The organism is Serratia sp. CY38905 (assembly GCF_052168875.1).
GTDB lineage: Bacteria > Pseudomonadota > Gammaproteobacteria > Enterobacterales > Enterobacteriaceae > Serratia > Serratia sarumanii.
In genome coordinates this window covers 268,596-285,775 of sequence record NZ_JBJNLV010000004.1, presented here as the reverse complement: position 1 = coordinate 285,775, position 17,180 = coordinate 268,596, and the positions used below count along the sequence as shown (strand labels likewise).

The following is a 17,180-nucleotide window of genomic DNA, read 5'->3' as shown; positions in this document are numbered from 1 at the left end:
GGGCGCCGGGTGCGGCGCCCGCAGAGAGGGGATTACAGGCCGAACTGGCGCGCCAGTTCGTCGAGCGCTTCGCGCTGGAAGCGATTAAAGGCGTCGCGCGGCTGCTGTTGCTGGATGAACGCCAGCAACGGATCCTGCACTTCAGTGCGCACGCCGCTCAGCTGTTCCATTACCGCCAGCCCGCAGAACGGCACGTAGGATTCGGCGTAGCCGCCTTCGTGCACCATCACCAGTTTACCGCCGCACAGCCGGTCGGCGGCGTCCTGCACCAGCGCGGTCATGGCGCGGAAGCTGTCGCTGTGCAGCTGCATGCGCGCCAGCGGATCGAGGGCGTTGGCGTCGTAACCGCAGGCGACGATGATCAGCTCCGGCTCGAATTTTTCCAGTGCCGGGATGATGATGCGCCGCATGGCGTGCAGGTAGCCGTCGTCGCCGGCGCCGGCCAGCATCGGCACGTTAACGTTGCAGCCCGCCCCGGCGCCTTCGCCGCGATCCCGTTCGCCGGAATAGCCCGCCGGGAAGCAGCCGTCCTGATGCAGCGACAGCGTCAGCACGTCGCCGCGCTGCCAATAGATGTGCTGGGTGCCGTTGCCGTGGTGCACGTCCCAGTCGAGCACCGCCACCTTGCCGAGGCCGTAGCGGGCCTTGGCGCGCTCGATGGCGATGGGAATATTGGCCAGGAAGCAGAAACCCATCGATTGATCCGGCAGGCAGTGGTGGCCCGGCGGGCGCGACAGCGCATAGGCGTTATCCAGCTCGCCCTGCAGCACCGCCTCCACCGCCGCGCAGGCCAGCCCGGCGGAGAGTTTGGCAATTTCATAGCTGCCCGGCCCCAGCGGCGCTTCCTCTCCCAGCAGGCCGCCGCCGCTGTCGCTCACCTGTTTGAAACGCTGCAGGTAGTGGGCGGGGTGAATGCGCAGCAGGTCTTCTTCCGTCGCCGGTTCGGCGCTCAGCAGGGTGAGCTGGCGCGACAGGCCGGACACGTCCATCAGGTTCTTCATGCGCCGTTTGGTTTCCGGCGACTCGGCGTGGCCGGCGCCCGAGGGCGGTTGTACCCAGCCGCCGACCGGCAGGGTGGTGGCGTGCAGGCCGGTGCTGTGCCAGAAACAGCGTTCATCAAACAAGAAACCGGTTGTTCTTTTCACCTTTCTCCTCCTGTTATACGGCGCGGTGCGCGCGGTGAAGCCAGCGAAATCAACAGCAGCGACAGCAGCGCGCAGCCCAGCGCGCCGAACAGCAAGGCGTTGAAACCGCCGGAAGATTCGATCAGAGAGCCGGCCAGCGTCGGGCCGATGGCCATGCCGCCGCCGATCACCAGGTTGATGCCGTTCATCAGCTTGCCGTCGTTATCCAACCCGGCGACGCGCGCCAGAATGAACGGCAGCACGAAGGTCCAGGTGAATTTGAACAGCAGGGCCGCCAGGGCGAAGCGCAGCAGCAGGGGCTGGCCCGTCAGCAGCGCCACGCTGGCCAGCAGCAGGGCGTACCCCAGTACGATCGGGCGCCCGCCGCCGAAGCGCGCGCCGATCAGCGCCGCGGCCCCCGCGCCGACGATGCCGAGCAAGGTGGCGACGGCCAGCACCTGGCCGCTGTGGGCCGGCGACAGCCCGGCGCCGGCGGCGATGCCGCCGATAAAGGTCCAGACCGCGCTCAGGCTGATGTAAAAGGTCAGCACCGCCAGCACGGCGCACAGCTTGCGCGCCAGCGAGGCGGCGGGGCCGCTGCGGGCGGCGCGGGCAGCGGTGAAACCGTTGGGGAACGCCGGGATGAGCGGCAGGCAGCACAGCATGATGGCCGCCAGAATCAGGTAGACCGCCATCAGGCCGAAGTGCGCGAACAGCGGCGGCAGCACCAGCAGCCCGACCGCGCCCAGCACCAGCTGGCCGAGCACCCAGAAGGCATAGACCCGGCTGGGATTGGCGGTGCCGGCGGCGCAGGTGATGCACAGGATCATCAGGGTGCCGCCCGCCAGCGAGGCGATAAAGCGCAGCGGCAGCAGCAGGGTAAAATCCTGCGCCAGCGCCGAAGCCAGGTTGCCGGCGATAAACACCAGCGCCGACAGCGTAGCGACCCGCCGCCAGTTGATGCGCCCGATCCACCACCACGCCGGCAGCGTGGCCAGGCTCATGGCGCCGAGTTCGGTGGAGAACAGGTGGCCGATCTGCGCCGGGCCGAGCTGCCACTGCGCGGCGAGCTGGGCGGCCACGGCGGGGGCGGTCATCAGAATGCCCGGCGCGATGGCGGCGAAGACGATAATGGCGGTCAGCAGCCGCGGCGGGCAGGGGAGCGCCGCGCCGACGGCGGGCGCGGAAACCGAATCACTGGACATAAACCTTATTCCCCAAGCGTTAAGTGACGATGAAATATCCCGCCCGGCCCGATTGCGGGCAGGGGGAGGCCGCGCCATAAATGGCGAATACGTTTTGGCGTTATTTTCCGGCCGTCGGCAGCGGCGGCCGTTATCGGGCGTTAACCGTGGGCGAGAAAGCCGCCGGCGACCAGCTCGGTGCGGTTCACCACGTCGGTTTTGGCGAATATATTGCGCATATGGGTTTTCACCGTGGACAGCGAAATGCCCAGCTTCAGGGCGATGCGCTTATTGCTGGCGCCTTCGCGCACCAGGTTGACGATCTCTTGCTCTTTGGCGGTCAGCATCTGCGCCTCGCCGTCGGGCAGCAGATCGCGCGTCGCCAGCTCGATCAGCGGCAGCACCGCGCGCAGGCGGCCGCGCTCCACTTCGGTAAACGGCGTATCGCGGATCAGCGATACCCCGGCGACGATGCGCTTACGCTGGCGGATGAAGATCTCCGTCATGTCGCGCATGTCGTTCGGCAGCATAAAGTCGTGGTAATAGCGGCGGTTGCCGGCGATCGCCGCCGGGCTCATGCCGACCATGGTGATGTTCTGGCGATGGAAATTGGCCGGCTGCAGCGGGTCTATCTTTTGGAAGTGGTTCAGATACTGCTGATGCGTTTTATCGGGCATGCCATACAGGATGTAATGATCCGGCCGCAGGTCGCGATCGACCAGATAAAACACCCCGGCGGACACCGGGATCAGGTGCGTGATGGTCGCCAAACAACTGTTGATAAAGGCATCGGATGCTGTGCTGTGCATGATTCGTGTTCCTCCCTTTATCGTTCAATCTGGAGAAGGTTGGCGGTCAATATATGAACGATACAAGCATAGTTGTAGCAATTTGGCAACACAATAAAAACATATTAACAACGTGAGGCCGATTGCAATAAAATACATAAATAACAAGATGACACTGCGTTAATCAGGGCTTTTCTGTTCGGATTTATCGCGATTTTCATTAATAGGTTAATGAAATAATTCACCGCTTTTCCCGCTGAATTTACAGCGCTTTTCAATGTTTGCCCGGACTAAGCCCTCGCCGCCCTGCGCGTGCTACAGCCGATGCCGTCGCCGTCGTCCCTCGTTCTTAAGAACGATAGCCAGGCTTTTCCGCCGCTTCCTACACTGCGAATTGAAGATAGCGCCAGGCGGCGCCAAACGTATAAGACGAAAAAATGATGACCTTTCTCGGGCTGAGGCGTCGGGTTGTTCAGTCCGCATGACCATACGGGGAACGAACGATGCAGAAAAAAACGTTGGCGGTGGCGTTGAGCGGCGCCTTATCGGGCCTGGCGCAGGGGGCGGACGCCGATCGCCCCAATGTGCTGATCATTCTGGTGGACGACATGGGCTACTCCGACATCAGCCCGTTCGGCAGCGAGATACCGACGCCCAACCTGCAGGCGTTGGCCGAACGGGGCGTGCGCATGAGCCAGTACTACACCTCGCCGATGTCGGCGCCGGCGCGGTCGATGCTGATGACCGGCAACACCAATCAGCAGGCCGGCATGGGCGGCATGTGGTGGTATGAGAGCACCGCCGCGCAGCCGGGCTATGAAATGCGCCTGACCGACCGCGTGACCACGCTGCCGGAGCGTTTTCGCGATGCGGGTTACGCCACCATGATGGCGGGCAAATGGCACCTGGGCTATGTCGACGGCGCCAAACCGACCGATCGCGGCTTCGAGCGCGCCTTCGCCTTTATGGGCGGCGGCACCAGCCATTTCGACGATGCGAAACCGCTGGGCACCGTGGAGGCGTTCCACACCTTCTACACCCTGAACGGCAAACGCGTGTCGTTGCCCAAAGATTTCTATTCCAGCAAGGCCTATGCCGAGCAGCTGGAACAGTGGATCCGCGATACGCCGCAAAATAAGCCCGTCTTCGCCTATCTGGCCTTCACCGCGCCGCACGATCCATTGCAGGCGCCGGATGACTGGATCGCCAAATTCGACGGCAAATACGACGCCGGTTACCAGCAGGCCTATCAGCAGCGCATTCAGCGCCTGAAAGCGCTGGGGCTGATTTCCGAGCGCACGCCGATGCCGACGCTGGCGCTGGATAAGGCCTGGAACGCGCTAACGCCCGAGCAGCAAAAATATGAAGCCAAGACCATGCAGGTGTACGCGGCGATGATCGCTTACATGGACGATCAGGTCGGCGCGGTGCTGAACACCCTGAAGCAGACCGGCCGCGACCAAAATACGGTGATCGTGTTCGCCACCGACAACGGCGCCAACCCCGCCAGCGGCTTCTACTACGGCTCGAAGCCGGAGTATTGGCGGCAGTTCGACAACAGCTACGCCAACCTCGGCCGCAAGGGCTCGTTCATCTCCTACGGGCCGCACTGGGCCAACGTCAGCAACGCGCCGTACGCCAATTACCACAAAACCACCAGCGCGCAGGGCGGCATCAATACCGATTTCATCATCTCCGCGCCGCGGCTGAAGGGGCGCGGCGGCATCGACCGCACGCCGATGGCGGTGTATGACATCGCCCCGACGCTGTATGACTATGCCGGCATCGACGCCAACAAACCGCTGAAGGCCAAACCGACGCTGCCGATGGTCGGCGTCAGCTTCAAACGCTATTTCAGCGGCGAGGCTGATCGCGTGCCGCGCGCGACCTACGGCGTGGAGCTGCATAACCAGGCCGCCTATGTGGACGGCGTCTGGAAGCTGCGGCGGTTGGTGAAGGCCGGGCCGACGGCGCAGATGGCGCCGTGGGGGCTGTTCAACCTGCATGACGATCCGCTGGAAACGCGCGATCTGGCCGCCGCCAACCCGGAGCGAGTCAAACGGCTGAGCGAGGCGTATCGCCGCTTTGCGCAGCAGGGCATGGTCATTGAAGCCAAAGGCGCAGCGATCGACTACCTCGGCGTCGACGCCAGCACCGGCGACTACATCGGCCTGGATCCGTTGACCCACAAACCGTTGCCGCAGGCGGCGCCATGAACCTGGCCCAGCTGCGCGCGCAGCAGATCCCGGTAGAGAGCGAACCGCGCGCGGCGGCGCCTTTTCATCTGTTGGTGAAGCCGATCGGCGCCGGCTGCAACCTGGGCTGCCGCTACTGCTACTATCCGCAGCGCCAGCAGGAGCGGACGTGCAAGATGGACGACGACCTGCTGGCGGAATTTATCCGCGGCTACATCGCCGCCCAGCCGCGTTACAGCCGCGAGATCAACTTAGTCTGGCAGGGCGGTGAGCCGCTGCTGGCGGGGATCGGTTTTTACAAGCGGGCGCTGGCGTTGCAACGCCGCTACGCGCCGCCGGGCGTGCGGATCAGCAACAGCCTGCAGACCAACGGTACCCTGCTGAACGACGCCTGGTGCCGGCTGTTCCGGCAGCATCACTTTATCCTCGGCGTCAGCCTGGACGGCGATCGTGAGGTGCAGGACGCCCACCGGCCGGACAAGCGCGGCGGTGCCAGCTATGACGCCGCGCTGCGCGGCATTGCGCTGTTGCAGCGCCATCAGATCGATTTCAACCTGCTGATGGTGGTGCACGACGGCGTCGCGGATCGCGCCGAGGCGATCTACGATCATGCGGTGGCGATCGGGGCGCGCTATCTGCAGTTCCAGCCGCTGATGCTGGAAGGGGATGCGCCCACCGCCGGCTATGGGCTAAGCGCCGCCAACTGGGGGCGCTTCATGCTGGCGGTGTACCGCCGCTGGCGCAGCCGCGGGCACGTTGGCCAGGTGTTTGTGATGAACATCGAACAGGTCTACGCGCAGTATTTCACCCACGTCAGCCCCAGCTGCGTACACGCCGAACGCTGCGGCGGCAATCTGGTGATGGAGCCGGACGGGCGGCTTTACGCCTGCGATCATCTGATCAACGCGCAGCACCTGCTCGGCCATGCCGATCGCCACACGCCGCTCGCCACCCTGGCGGCAAGGGCGGCGGAGATGCCGTTCGGTAAAAACAAGAGCCTGCGCCGCGAGTGCCAACGCTGCAGCGTGAAAAGCGTCTGCCAGGGCGGCTGCCCGGCGCATGTGGGCGAAGATCGCTACAACCGGCTGTGCGCCGGCTATTACGCCTTCTTTTCCGCGCTGCTGGCGCCGCTGCGCGCCTACCCGCGCAGCCCGCAGGGGGCGATGCAGTGGCGCGCCGCCGTGAGCGCGGCCGCAGGTTGAAACCGTCTCGTCCTTAAGGACGATAGTCAGCATTTTCCTTTCCTCTCTATAGTGAGATTACCGCCGCTGGCGGTGAAAAACCTGCAAGCACCTGCATGCATCAGGCCAAAACTATAAGAGGAAATAACCATGAACCTGTCGTCGCGGTTGCACGCCCACCTGGCTCGAGGCAAGGTCGGCTTTCCCACCACCCTGGCCAGTTCGGTCGGGGTGATCATGGCCAGCCCGGTGATCCTGACGGTCACCAGCGGCTTCGGCATCGGCGGCGACACCTTCGCGCTGGCGATGCTGATCGCCTTCATCATGATGCAGGCGCAGCTCACCACCTTCTCCGAAGCGGCGGCGCTGCTGCCGACCTCCGGTTCGGTTTACGACTACATCTCCTGCGGCATGGGGCGCTTTTTCGCCATTACCGGCGCGCTGTCGGCCTACCTGATCGTGCACATCTTCGCCGGCACCGCCGAGACCATTCTCTCCGGCATCATGGCGCTGGTGAACTTCGAGCACCTCAACACCCTGATGGAAAGCCACAACGCCTCCTGGATGGTCGGCGTCGGGCTGGTCATCGTGTTCGGCCTGCTCAACGCGTTCGGCATCGAGGCCTTCGGCAAGGCGGAGATCGTGCTGACCTTCGCCATGTGGAGCACGCTGGTGATTTTCGGCATCGTCGGGCTACTGTCGCCGCATGCGGTGCCGCTCGAGGGCTGGTTCGGCAGCACGCTGAGCCTGAACGATCCCTTCGCGGTATTCAGCCTGATCGGCATGGCGATGTTCATGTTCGTCGGCTGTGAGCTGGTGACGCCGATGGCACCGGAGATCAAACGCTGCGATCGGGTGATCCCGCGCGCGATGGCGCTGGGGCTGTGCGGCGTGGCGGTGTGCATGGCGCTGTATGGCGCGGCGCTCAGCCACCAGGTGGAAAACGTGGTGATCGACGCCGCCAGCGGCGCGCGCCTGCTGGAAACGCCGATGGCCATCCCGGCGTTCGCCGGCCAGGTAATGGGCCAGTTCGGCAAATACTGGCTCGGCGTCGGCCTGCTGTTGGCGGGCGCGGCGACCATCAACACGCTGATGGCGGCGGTGCCGCGCATTCTGTACGGCATGGCGCTGGACGGCGCGCTGCCGCGCATATTCGCCTATCTGCACCCGCGTTTTAAGACGCCGGTGGTCGGCATTCTGGTGGCGGTGTTGATCCCCTGCGTACACGCTTTCGCCATTCAGGGCAACCTCGACAGGATCATTCCGCTGGTGCTGGCGGCGGTGTGCGCCTGGGGCGTGGCCTACCTGCTGGTGACCTGCTCGGTGGTGATCCTGCGCGTACGCCGCCCCGATCTGCCGCGCGCCTATAAATCGCCGTGGTTCCCGCTGCCGCAGATCGTTTCCAGCGTCGGCATCGTGTTGGCCATCGTTTACATCACGCCGCCGGGAATGAACCCGAGCGACATCTACATTCCCTTCGGCTGGATGATCGGCCTGACCGCCGCCTATGCGCTGTTCTGGACGCTGTGCGTGCAGAAAGTGAATCCGTTCAAGCCGGTGCCGGTCGAGCAGGTGCTGGAGAACGCGTTCGCCAAAGGTGAAAACGAGGAGGCGCAGTTTGATCGGCTTACTTCCCTCATTTAATCGTGCCTGGCGGCGAGCGCCGTCGGGCTATCGGCCGGGCGCCGCGCTGGATCGTCTGGCGCGCAACCTGGAACCCTACGCGTGCGAACGCCTGGCACCGGGCCTGCTGCGGCTGACGCTGCCGCAGGGGCCGCAGATCGAGATCGACGAACAGGTGCAGGGGCTGTTTATGGCGCATATCGTCAGCCACCGCTTTCGGTTGCAGGGCGCGTGCGCGGCGCAGCCCCCGATGACGCTGGACGTGGTGACCGGCGGCTGGCTGCGGCGGCGCGGGGTGCGTTATCTGCTGCGCCAGCGCCACGCGGCCGCGCAGCGGGTGCTGGACGGCCTGCAGCGCTACCCGCAGATCGGCGAGACGCTGGCGCAGCTGGATTTTCGCCGCGTGCGGCTGACGGTGAAAGACGGGCGCTGGCAGGTGGATATCGAGCATTTCGCCGCATCGGAGGTGGTCAGCCGTTTGCCGGCCGGCCGCCGCTATTTGCGGCTGGATGCCGAACAGCGGCGGCTGCTGTTGAGCAGCCTGCTGATGATCGGCCAACTGATGGAGAAGCTGAATCATGAATAGAGTGGTTGTGATTACCGGCGGCGGCACCGGCGTCGGCGCCGCCTGCGCCCGTCTGCTGGCGGCGCAGGGCGATCGGGTGTTCATCATCGGCCGCCGCCCGGAACCGCTGGCGGCGCTGGCGCAAGAGATCGGCGCGCAGGCGCTGGTGGGCGACGCCGCCAGCGGCGAGAGCTGGAACCACGCGCTGCTGCCGGCCATTCTGCGCGAAGCCGGGCGCATCGACTGCCTGATCGGCAGCGCCGGCGGCATGGGCTTCAAGCGCATCACCGAGATGACCGACGCGCAGTGGCAAGGGGCGATGGACAGCAACCTCAACAGCGCCTTCGCCAGCGCGCGCGCCTGCCTGCCGGAGCTGATTAAAAGCGGCGGCAACCTGCTGTTTGTCGCGTCGATCGCCTCGCTGGCCGCCGGGCCGGAGGTCTGCGGCTACGTCACCGCCAAGCACGCGCTGATCGGGCTGATGCGCTCCATCGCCCGCGACTATGGCCCGCTGGGCGTGCGCGCCAACGCGGTGTGCCCCGGCTGGGTGACCACGCCGATGGCGGACGAAGAGATGCAACTGCTGATGGACGCCCATCAGATTTCGCTGGAGCAGGCTTACCAGATGGTCTGCCGCGACGTGCCGCTGCGCCGCCCGGCCAGCGCCGAGGAGATCGCCCGCGTCTGCCGTTTCCTGTGTTCCAGCGAAGCTTCAATCATTACCGGCGCGGCGCTGGTGGCCGACGGCGGCTCCACCATCGTTGACGTGCCGACCCTGGCTTTCACTTCCCTGTAAGGAGCATTTCCATGAGTTCAGAAGCGGTATTCATTCAGGTTGGCGCGTTGGCGGAAGGCTTTGCGCCGCACAGCAATACGCTGGAACGGCAGCACGGGCTGGCGGGCGCCACGCTGACGCTGCGCTTTAGCGACGGCGTGACGCAGCGCTGCCGGTTTACCGACGAGCAGACGCTGGAGTGGGGCGAACGGCGCGGCGTCGCCTATCGCGCCACCAGCATTCGCCCCGGTGTGCTGTTTATCGATTTTCTCGATCCCGCCCGCGCCAACGCCAGCATTACGCTGGTATGCGACCGCAATCAGGGCAACTTCACCGCGGTATACGGCCAGCTGCCGGACGAAGCGCAGGCGCGGCTCGATGCCTTCAGCCGGGTGGAACAGGGGCTGCCGCTGACCGCGGTCGAGGCCGAGTTCCGCTTCGGCACGCTGGATGACGCCGACGTGGCGCCGCCGGGCTTTACCGATGAGCTGATCGGCATGCGCAATATGTACACCTACAGCCCGACCGAGCGGTACGAGCACATCTACCTGAACGACAACTTCTACGCCTGGCAGTGTCTGGACGGGGTGGAGAAAGGGCTGGCGGACGTCGATCGCTGCCACTACGTGAAGGTGGCGGAGCAGCTTTATCTGTTCGTCTGGCGCGAGAAGATCATCCCGACGCTGGGCGTGGTGATGATCGATCTGCAGGGCATGCGCACCGACGGCAAGATCCTCGGTTATCAGGGCAGCGATTTCAGTGCGCTGAGCAACTTTGCGGTCGGTGCCCATGCGCAGGTGCTGAACACCACGCGCCACCCGCGAGGATAGGGCGATGAGCGCAACCTATGCGGCCGACGCCTTCGCGGGGCAGGCGGTGCTGGTGACCGGCGGCGCGCAGGGCATTGGGCTGGCGATCGTCAGCGTCTTTGCCCGCCTGGGCGCCGAGGTGACGATCGCGGACGTGCAGCTGCCGCAGGCGCAGGCGGCGGCGCAGGCGCTGCGGGACGAAGGGCTGAGCGTGCAGGCGCTGGCCTGCGATCTGGCCGAACCGGGGCAGGTCGCCGAGCTGGTGGCGATGGTGGGCGAGCGGCATCAACGGCTGGACGTGGTGATCCACAACGCCGCTTACTTTCCGCTGACGCCGTTCGCCGCTATCGACGCGGCCCTGCTGCAACGCACGCTGAGCGTCAATCTGATGGCGCCGTTCTTTCTGGCGCAGGCGGCGCTGCCGTGGATGCGCCGCCGGGGCGGCGGCTGCCTTCTGGTGACTTCGTCGGTGACCGGCCCGCGGGTGGCCTACCCGGGGCTGGCGCACTACGCTGCCTCCAAGGCCGGGGTGAACGGGTTTATTCGCGCGGCGGCGCTGGAGCTGGCGGCGGAGAAAATTCGCGTCAACGGCGTGGAGCCGGGGATGATCCGCACGCCGGCGATAGCCAACCTGGGCGACGCGCAGGTGAATCAGGCGATCGCCGCCTCGGTGCCGCTCGGGCGGCTGGGGGAACCGGAAGACATCGCCGCGGCGATGGTGTTTCTCGCCTCGCCGGCGGCGGCCTACATCACCGGCCAGACGCTGGTGGTGGACGGCGGCGCGCTGTTGCCGGAAACGAATTCTCTGCTTACCTGACGCTGCAGCGTTGTTTGCTGCAACGCCAATTAATTTGAGAATTCCGGTTGGTTAAATCACTTCTTAGTGGGATGCGCGGTGACGTTGGCGGGCAGGCTGTCGCCCAGGGTGATCAGCTCGTCCAGCAGCGTCATCAGCTGGTCCATTTTCTGCCGCGAAAAGGCGGCTTCAATCTCGGCGTAGCCCTGTTCCACCTGGTGGCGCGCCACTTCATACAGATCCTGGCCCTGCTGGGTCAGCGACACGTACAGCTTGCGCTGATCATTGACCGGCTTGAGGCGGAAGATCAGCTTGTCACGCTCCATGCGCGAGAGAATGCCGGTCAGGCTGGGGCGCAGGATGCAGGTTTCCGCCGCCAGCTCGTGGAATTCGATCGAGCGGCTGTTGGCCAGCACGCGGATGATGCGCCACTGCTGTTCGGTCAAATTGTGGCTTTTCAGGATCGGGCGGAAGAACCCCATGGCGGTTTCACGCGCCTGCAGCAGGGCGATGGTTAACGATTCATGCATAAGTTTGGCCTTAGCTATCAAGGTGTTCGTTGTTACGGCGCTCGTTATGGGGGCGCCTGCCCCGCAAAGCCCGGTTTTGTTAATAACTTAATAGTAGCCAAAGTTACCCGTAGGGATAAAGCAAAAATGCGAGGCGCAGCGAAAAATGGCGAGAAAAATGATTAATACATTGAATAATCACGCTAATGTTCGTTATTTGTGAATATTTTGTTATCACGATCACAAATCACTCCAAGCGCATTGCGTAAAAGCTGCACAGCGTATAAAAGTAATCATTAATATATTAATGAATGCCGGTTGTCATGTTTTGCCATTGGAGGAGTTCGCATGAAAGGCACCGTATTTTCCGTTGCGCTGAACCACCGCAGCCAACTGGACGCCTGGGATCAGGCGTTTCACCAGCCACCGTATCAGACCCCGCCCAAAACCCCGGTGTGGTTTATCAAACCGCGCAACACCCACCTCGCCAACGGCGGGGCGATCCCGTTTCCGGCCGGTGAAACCGTGCAGAGCGGCGGCACGCTGGCGGTGATCATCGGCGATACCGCGCGCAAGGTGCCGGTTGAGCAGGTGAGCCGTTATCTGGCCGGCTACGCGTTGGCCAACGACGTCAGCCTGCCGGAAAGCAGCTTCTATCGCCCGGCAATCAAGGCCAAATGCCGCGACGGGTTCTGCCCGCTGGGGGAGATCGGCCAGCTGGAGGCTGCCGATCGGCTGGAGATCGTCACCGAGATCAACGGCGTGGAGCAGGATCGCTGGTCCACCGCCGATCTGGTGCGCTCGGTGCCGGAGCTGATCGCCGCCATCAGCGATTTCATCACCCTGCAGCCGGGCGATGCGGTGCTGATCGGCACCCCGCACCAGCGGGTGGAGATCAAACCGGGGGATGAGGTGACGGTGCGCGCCGCCGGCCTGCCCACGCTGACCAACCGCGTCACCCAAGCAGGAGCCGCATCATGAAACATGCCCGTATTCGCCATCATGGCCAGGCCGTCAACGTCCAGGTGGACGACCAGCTGCGCGTCACGCTGCCGAACGGCGAGGTGCTGCAGGAGCGCGAAGTGGAATGGCTGCCGCCGGCGCAGGGCACGGTGTTCGCCCTCGGGCTGAACTATGCCGACCATGCCAGCGAGCTGGAATTCAAGGCGCCGGAGGAACCGCTGGTGTTCCTCAAGGCGCCGAACACCCTGACCGGGCACCGCCAGGTGTCGGTGCGCCCGGCCGGCGTGGAGTACATGCATTACGAAGCCGAGCTGGTGGCGGTGATCGGCAAGACCGCGCGCAACGTCAGCCGCGAGCACGCCATGGAGTACGTGGCGGGTTACACCCTGTGCAATGACTACGCCATCCGCGATTACCTGGAAAACTACTACCGGCCGAATCTGCGGGTGAAGAGCCGCGACACCCTGACGCCGATCGGGCCGTACATCGTCGATCGCGACGACGTCGCCGATCCGCACCGGCTGGCACTCAGCACTTACGTCAACGGCGAGCTGCGCCAGCGCGGCAGCACCGCCGACATGATTTTCGACATTCCGTTCCTGGTCGCCTACCTGAGTGAATTCATGACGCTGCAGCCGGGCGACATGATCGCCACCGGCACGCCGAAAGGGCTGGCCGACGTGCAGCCGGGCGACGAAGTGGTGGTGGAGATCGAGGGCATCGGCCGTCTGGTTAACCACATTATCAGTGAAAAAGATTACGAGGAGAGCCTGCGATGAAAACCATCAACCATTGGATCAACGGCAAGAACGTCGCCAGCAAAGAGTATTTCACCACCACCAACCCGGCGAACGGCGAGGTGCTGGCGGAAGTGGCCTCCGGCGGCCAGCTGGAGATAGACCAGGCGGTGGCGGCGGCGAAAGAGGCGTTCCCCAAGTGGGCGAATACGCCGATGAAAGAGCGCGCGCGCCTGATGCGCCGCCTGGGCGAGCTGATCGACCAGAACGTGCCGCAGATCGCCGAACTGGAAACCGCCGACACCGGCCTGCCGATCCACCAGACCAAAAACGTGCTGATCCCGCGCGCTTCGCACAACTTCGAGTTCTTCGCCGAGGTGTGCCAGCAGATGAACGGCAAGACCTACCCGGTGGACGACAAGATGCTCAACTACACGCTGGTGCAGCCGGTGGGGGTATGCGCGCTGGTGTCGCCGTGGAACGTGCCGTTCATGACCGCCACCTGGAAAACCGCGCCTTGCCTGGCGCTGGGCAACACCGCGGTGCTGAAGATGTCCGAACTGTCGCCGCTGACCGCCGATCGCCTGGGCGAGCTGGCGCTGGAGGCCGGCATTCCGGCCGGGGTGCTGAACGTGGTGCAGGGCTACGGCGCCACCGCCGGCGACGCATTGGTGCGCCATAAAGACGTGCGCGCGGTCTCCTTCACCGGCGGCACCGCCACCGGCCGCCGCATCATCGAAAGCGCCGGGCTGAAGAAATTCTCCATGGAACTGGGCGGCAAGTCGCCGGTGCTGATCTTTGAAGACGCCGACATCGAGCGGGCGCTCGACGCCGCGCTGTTCACCATCTTCTCGATCAACGGCGAGCGCTGCACCGCTGGTTCGCGCATCTTCATTCAGGAGAGCATCTACCCGGAATTCGTCAAACGCTTCGCCGAGCGCGCCAACCGTCTGCGCGTGGGCGATCCGCAAGATCCCAACACCCAGGTGGGGGCGCTGATCAGCCCGCAGCACTGGGAAAAAGTCTCCGGCTATATCCGCCTCGGGGTGGAAGAAGGGGCGACCCTGTTGGCCGGCGGCCCGGACAAACCGGCCGGTTTGAACCACGGCAACTTCCTGCGCCCGACGGTGTTGGCGGATGTCGACAACCGGATGCGCGTGGCGCAGGAAGAGATCTTCGGGCCGGTGGCCTGCCTGCTGCCGTTCAAGTCGGAAGAAGACGGCCTGCGCATGGCCAACGACGTGGAATACGGCCTGGCGTCGTACATCTGGACGCAGGATGTGAGCAAGGTTCTGCGCCTGGCCCGCGGCATCGAAGCGGGCATGGTTTTCGTCAACACCCAAAACGTACGCGATCTGCGCCAACCGTTCGGCGGTGTGAAAGCCTCCGGCACCGGCCGCGAAGGCGGCGAATACAGCTTCGAAGTGTTCGCCGAAATGAAGAACGTGTGCATTTCCATGGGCGACCACCCGATCCCGAAATGGGGCGTCTAAGCCTCGGGCCACAATAATAACGAAAGAGATGAGAACAATGACGACAAAACTTACCACTAATGCTGTCCCTGCTCCCGACGTCGTGCGCTGTGCCTACATGGAAATTCAGGTCACGAACCTTAAAGCCGCACGCGAATTTTACGTCGATATCCTCGGCCTGGTCGTGACCGCCGAGGATGACAAAACCCTCTACCTGCGTTCGATGGAGGAGTTCATTCACCATAACCTGGTGCTGCGCGAAGGCCCGGTCGCCGCCGTTGCGGCGTTTGCTTTCCGCGTGCGCACGCCGGAAGACGTCGATCGCGCCGAAGCGTATTTCAAGGCGCTTGGCTGCCGCACCGAGCGGCGGGTGAACGGGTTCGCCAAAGGCATCGGCGATGCGGTGCGGGTCGAGGATCCGCTCGGCTTCCCGTATGAGTTTTTCTACGACGTGCAGCACGTCGAGCGTCTGGCCTGGCGCTACGATCTGTATACGCCGGGCGCGCTGGTGCGCCTCGATCACTTTAACCAAATCACCCCTGACGTGCCGCGCGCCGTGGAATACATCCAGGGGCTGGGCTTCCGCGTAACGGAAGACATCCGCGATGAAGACGGCGTGGTTTATGCAGCCTGGATGCGCCGCAAGGCGACGGTGCACGATACCGCGATGACCGGCGGCGCCGGGCCGCGCATGCATCACATCGCCTTCGCCACCCATGAAAAGCACAATATTTTGGCCATCTGCGACAAGCTCGGCGCGCTGCGCAAATCCGATTTGATCGAACGCGGCCCCGGCCGTCACGGTGTCTCCAACGCGTTCTACCTCTACCTGCGCGATCCCGATGGCCACCGCGTGGAGATCTACACGCAGGATTACTACACCGGCGATCCGGACAACCCGACCGTGACCTGGGACGTGCATGACAACCAGCGCCGCGACTGGTGGGGCAATCCGGTGGTGCCGAGCTGGTATACCGAAGGATCGCTGGTGCTGGATCTCGATGGGCAGCCGCAGCCGGTCATCGAACGCAGCGCGCCCAGCGAAATGGCCGTCACCATCGGCGCAGACGGTTTTTCCTACACCCGTGAGGGCGATACGGAAAAAGGTTTCAAACTTGGCAATACGCTGTAAATGCCGCTGCGCGGGCCGCGCCCGCGCCTATGCGCCGTCTGGAGAACGCTATGCCCCATTTCTACGCTGAATGTACCGACAACATCCGCCGCGAGGCGGATTTGCCCACCCTGTTCGCCAAGGTCAACGAGGCGCTGGCGGCGACCGGCATCTTTCCGCTGGCCGGCGTACGCAGCCGCGCCATCTGGCTCGACACCTGGCAGATGGCCGACGGCAAGCAGGACTACGCCTTCGTGCACATGACGCTGAAGATCGGCCACGGCCGCAGCCTGGAAAGCCGGCAGCAGGTGGGCGAGATGCTGTTTGCGCTGATCAAGGAACACTTCGCCGCGCTGATGGCGCAGCGTTACCTGGCGCTCTCTTTCACTATGGAAGAGCTGGATCCGGTGCTGAATTACAAACAGAACAATGTCCACGCGCTGTTCAACAAGGCGTGAATAAGGGGTCGTAAATGCTGGATAAAGAGCAGGTTAACCGCGCCGTACAGCGCCTGCATCAGGCGGAAAAGAGTCGTGAACAGATCCGCGCGCTGTCGCTCGATCATCCCGAGATCACCATCGAGGACGCCTACGCCATTCAGCGGCAGTGGGTGGAGCTGAAGATCGCCGAGGGGCGCAAGCTCAAGGGCCACAAGATCGGCCTGACCTCGCGCGCCATGCAGGTGAGCTCGCAGATCACCGAGCCGGACTACGGCGCGCTGCTGGACGACATGTTCTTCAATGACGGCAGCGACATTCCGATCGATCGCTTTATCGTGCCGCGGGTGGAGGTGGAGCTGGCGTTCGTGCTGGCCAAGCCGCTGCGCGGGCCGAACTGCACGCTGTTCGACGTCTACAACGCCACCGACTACGTCATTCCGGCGCTGGAGATCATCGACGCGCGCAGCCACAACGTCGATCCCGAGACGCAGCGGCCGCGCAAGGTGTTCGACACCATCTCCGACAACGCCGCCAACGCCGGGGTGGTAATGGGCGGGCGGCCGATCAAGCCGGATGCGCTGGATCTGCGCTGGATCGCCGCGCTGCTGTACCGCAACGGCGTGATTGAAGAGTCCGGCGTGGCGGCGGCGGTGCTCAACCACCCGGCCAACGGCGTGGCCTGGCTGGCCAACAAGCTGGCGCCGTATGAGGTGGAGCTGGAAGCGGGGCAGGTGATCCTCGGCGGCTCCTTCACCCGGCCGGTGCCGGCGCGGCGCGGCGACACCTTCCACGTCGACTACGGCCCGATGGGCTGCATCAGCTGCCGCTTCGTCTAATAAGCAGGCTCGGCGAACCGGGCCGCAATAAACCGGGCGGGGGGCCATGCGCTACGCCCGCTTGTCAGGGAG

Annotated in this window: 17 protein-coding genes; 13 read left to right on the top strand and 4 right to left on the bottom strand. The window is 64.2% G+C overall.

The features are described 5' to 3' along the window. Window positions 1-32: 32 nt before the first annotated feature. From ACJ8MK_RS12655 to ACJ8MK_RS12645, 3 genes are all read right to left on the bottom strand, one after another. A complete protein-coding gene (locus ACJ8MK_RS12655; RefSeq protein WP_033648541.1) occupies window positions 33-1,145 on the bottom strand; it encodes a class II histone deacetylase in 1,113 nt (370 codons plus the stop codon). Further along, the gene (locus ACJ8MK_RS12650) at window positions 1,142-2,329 is read right to left on the bottom strand and encodes an MFS transporter (protein WP_060422573.1); all 1,188 of its coding nucleotides are present in this window, start codon (window positions 2,327-2,329) and stop codon (window positions 1,142-1,144) included. Before ACJ8MK_RS12650 ends, ACJ8MK_RS12655 begins: the two co-directional genes overlap by 4 nt. Window positions 2,330-2,469: 140 nt before the next feature. Next, a complete protein-coding gene (locus tag ACJ8MK_RS12645; protein WP_442517777.1) occupies window positions 2,470-3,117 on the bottom strand; it encodes a helix-turn-helix transcriptional regulator in 648 nt (215 codons plus the stop codon). Window positions 3,118-3,599: 482 nt separating this feature from the next. Here ACJ8MK_RS12645 and ACJ8MK_RS12640 point away from each other — a divergent pair, with 482 nt between their 5' ends. The 7 genes from ACJ8MK_RS12640 (at window position 3,600) to ACJ8MK_RS12610 (ending at window position 11,061) form a co-directional block, all read left to right on the top strand. Next, the gene (locus ACJ8MK_RS12640; protein ID WP_442517776.1) at window positions 3,600-5,312 is read left to right on the top strand and encodes an arylsulfatase; all 1,713 of its coding nucleotides are present in this window, start codon (window positions 3,600-3,602) and stop codon (window positions 5,310-5,312) included. After that, on the top strand, window positions 5,309-6,493 hold the full coding sequence (locus tag ACJ8MK_RS12635) for an anaerobic sulfatase maturase (RefSeq protein ID WP_442517775.1): 1,185 nt from the start codon (window positions 5,309-5,311) through the stop codon (window positions 6,491-6,493). The genes ACJ8MK_RS12640 and ACJ8MK_RS12635 overlap by 4 nt, the downstream gene beginning before the upstream one ends. 129 nt (window positions 6,494-6,622) lie before the next feature. Then, complete coding sequence (locus ACJ8MK_RS12630) at window positions 6,623-8,116, top strand: APC family permease (RefSeq protein WP_049194549.1); 1,494 nt, start codon at window positions 6,623-6,625, stop codon at window positions 8,114-8,116. Beyond that, entirely contained in the window at window positions 8,091-8,681 is a 591-nt protein-coding gene (locus ACJ8MK_RS12625; RefSeq protein WP_049194551.1) for a DUF3156 family protein, read from the top strand. Before ACJ8MK_RS12630 ends, ACJ8MK_RS12625 begins: the two co-directional genes overlap by 26 nt. After that, entirely contained in the window at window positions 8,674-9,456 is a 783-nt protein-coding gene (locus ACJ8MK_RS12620; protein WP_033648535.1) for an SDR family NAD(P)-dependent oxidoreductase, read from the top strand. The genes ACJ8MK_RS12625 and ACJ8MK_RS12620 overlap by 8 nt, the downstream gene beginning before the upstream one ends. Window positions 9,457-9,467: 11 nt before the next feature. Further along, the gene (locus ACJ8MK_RS12615; protein WP_060439116.1) at window positions 9,468-10,265 is read left to right on the top strand and encodes a molybdenum cofactor biosynthesis F family protein; all 798 of its coding nucleotides are present in this window, start codon (window positions 9,468-9,470) and stop codon (window positions 10,263-10,265) included. Window positions 10,266-10,269: 4 nt separating this feature from the next. Beyond that, window positions 10,270-11,061: an SDR family oxidoreductase gene (locus tag ACJ8MK_RS12610; protein WP_060439115.1), complete on the top strand. Its 792-nt coding sequence runs from the start codon at window positions 10,270-10,272 to the stop codon at window positions 11,059-11,061. Between the two features lie 56 nt (window positions 11,062-11,117). On the opposite strand, the gene hpaR is transcribed toward ACJ8MK_RS12610, so the two are convergent. Then, complete coding sequence (gene hpaR / locus ACJ8MK_RS12605; protein WP_033648530.1) at window positions 11,118-11,570, bottom strand: homoprotocatechuate degradation operon regulator HpaR; 453 nt, start codon at window positions 11,568-11,570, stop codon at window positions 11,118-11,120. 327 nt (window positions 11,571-11,897) lie between these two features. Between hpaR and ACJ8MK_RS12600 the strand changes: the two genes are divergently transcribed. Genes ACJ8MK_RS12600 through hpaH form a run of 6 tightly spaced genes read left to right on the top strand, consistent with a single transcriptional unit; the run spans window position 11,898 to window position 17,108 of the window. Next, a complete protein-coding gene (locus ACJ8MK_RS12600) occupies window positions 11,898-12,530 on the top strand; it encodes a fumarylacetoacetate hydrolase family protein (protein WP_033636979.1) in 633 nt (210 codons plus the stop codon). Further along, window positions 12,527-13,291 (top strand): fumarylacetoacetate hydrolase family protein, encoded by a 765-nt coding sequence (locus ACJ8MK_RS12595; RefSeq protein WP_033648528.1) that lies wholly within the window; start codon window positions 12,527-12,529, stop codon window positions 13,289-13,291. Before ACJ8MK_RS12600 ends, ACJ8MK_RS12595 begins: the two co-directional genes overlap by 4 nt. After that, window positions 13,288-14,742: a 5-carboxymethyl-2-hydroxymuconate semialdehyde dehydrogenase gene (hpaE, locus tag ACJ8MK_RS12590; RefSeq protein ID WP_041037801.1), complete on the top strand. Its 1,455-nt coding sequence runs from the start codon at window positions 13,288-13,290 to the stop codon at window positions 14,740-14,742. The genes ACJ8MK_RS12595 and hpaE overlap by 4 nt, the downstream gene beginning before the upstream one ends. Before the next feature lie 37 nt (window positions 14,743-14,779). After that, window positions 14,780-15,853, top strand: a complete 1,074-nt coding sequence (gene hpaD, locus ACJ8MK_RS12585; protein ID WP_004933173.1) for a 3,4-dihydroxyphenylacetate 2,3-dioxygenase — start codon at window positions 14,780-14,782, stop codon at window positions 15,851-15,853. Window positions 15,854-15,903: 50 nt separating this feature from the next. Continuing rightward, window positions 15,904-16,290 (top strand): 5-carboxymethyl-2-hydroxymuconate Delta-isomerase, encoded by a 387-nt coding sequence (locus ACJ8MK_RS12580; protein ID WP_004933172.1) that lies wholly within the window; start codon window positions 15,904-15,906, stop codon window positions 16,288-16,290. A 14-nt stretch (window positions 16,291-16,304) separates the two neighbouring features. Further along, the gene (gene hpaH, locus ACJ8MK_RS12575) at window positions 16,305-17,108 is read left to right on the top strand and encodes a 2-oxo-hept-4-ene-1,7-dioate hydratase (protein ID WP_039567496.1); all 804 of its coding nucleotides are present in this window, start codon (window positions 16,305-16,307) and stop codon (window positions 17,106-17,108) included. Window positions 17,109-17,180: the final 72 nt, after the last annotated feature.

What these genes read in the sequence shown, in the direction of transcription:
- ACJ8MK_RS12640 (WP_442517776.1), top strand. Translation starts at nt 3,600, where the DNA reads ATGCAGAAAAAAACGTTGGCGGTGGCGTTGAGCGGCGCCTTATCGGGC.
- hpaH (WP_039567496.1), top strand. Translation starts at nt 16,305, where the DNA reads ATGCTGGATAAAGAGCAGGTTAACCGCGCCGTACAGCGCCTGCATCAG.
- ACJ8MK_RS12610 (WP_060439115.1), top strand. Translation starts at nt 10,270, where the DNA reads ATGAGCGCAACCTATGCGGCCGACGCCTTCGCGGGGCAGGCGGTGCTG.
- hpaE (WP_041037801.1), top strand. Translation starts at nt 13,288, where the DNA reads ATGAAAACCATCAACCATTGGATCAACGGCAAGAACGTCGCCAGCAAA.
- ACJ8MK_RS12580 (WP_004933172.1), top strand. Translation starts at nt 15,904, where the DNA reads ATGCCCCATTTCTACGCTGAATGTACCGACAACATCCGCCGCGAGGCG.
- ACJ8MK_RS12600 (WP_033636979.1), top strand. Translation starts at nt 11,898, where the DNA reads ATGAAAGGCACCGTATTTTCCGTTGCGCTGAACCACCGCAGCCAACTG.
- ACJ8MK_RS12615 (WP_060439116.1), top strand. Translation starts at nt 9,468, where the DNA reads ATGAGTTCAGAAGCGGTATTCATTCAGGTTGGCGCGTTGGCGGAAGGC.
- ACJ8MK_RS12620 (WP_033648535.1), top strand. Translation starts at nt 8,674, where the DNA reads ATGAATAGAGTGGTTGTGATTACCGGCGGCGGCACCGGCGTCGGCGCC.
- ACJ8MK_RS12635 (WP_442517775.1), top strand. Translation starts at nt 5,309, where the DNA reads ATGAACCTGGCCCAGCTGCGCGCGCAGCAGATCCCGGTAGAGAGCGAA.
- hpaD (WP_004933173.1), top strand. Translation starts at nt 14,780, where the DNA reads ATGACGACAAAACTTACCACTAATGCTGTCCCTGCTCCCGACGTCGTG.
- ACJ8MK_RS12595 (WP_033648528.1), top strand. Translation starts at nt 12,527, where the DNA reads ATGAAACATGCCCGTATTCGCCATCATGGCCAGGCCGTCAACGTCCAG.
- hpaR (WP_033648530.1), bottom strand. Translation starts at nt 11,570, where the DNA reads ATGCATGAATCGTTAACCATCGCCCTGCTGCAGGCGCGTGAAACCGCC.
- ACJ8MK_RS12630 (WP_049194549.1), top strand. Translation starts at nt 6,623, where the DNA reads ATGAACCTGTCGTCGCGGTTGCACGCCCACCTGGCTCGAGGCAAGGTC.
- ACJ8MK_RS12645 (WP_442517777.1), bottom strand. Translation starts at nt 3,117, where the DNA reads ATGCACAGCACAGCATCCGATGCCTTTATCAACAGTTGTTTGGCGACC.
- ACJ8MK_RS12650 (WP_060422573.1), bottom strand. Translation starts at nt 2,329, where the DNA reads ATGTCCAGTGATTCGGTTTCCGCGCCCGCCGTCGGCGCGGCGCTCCCC.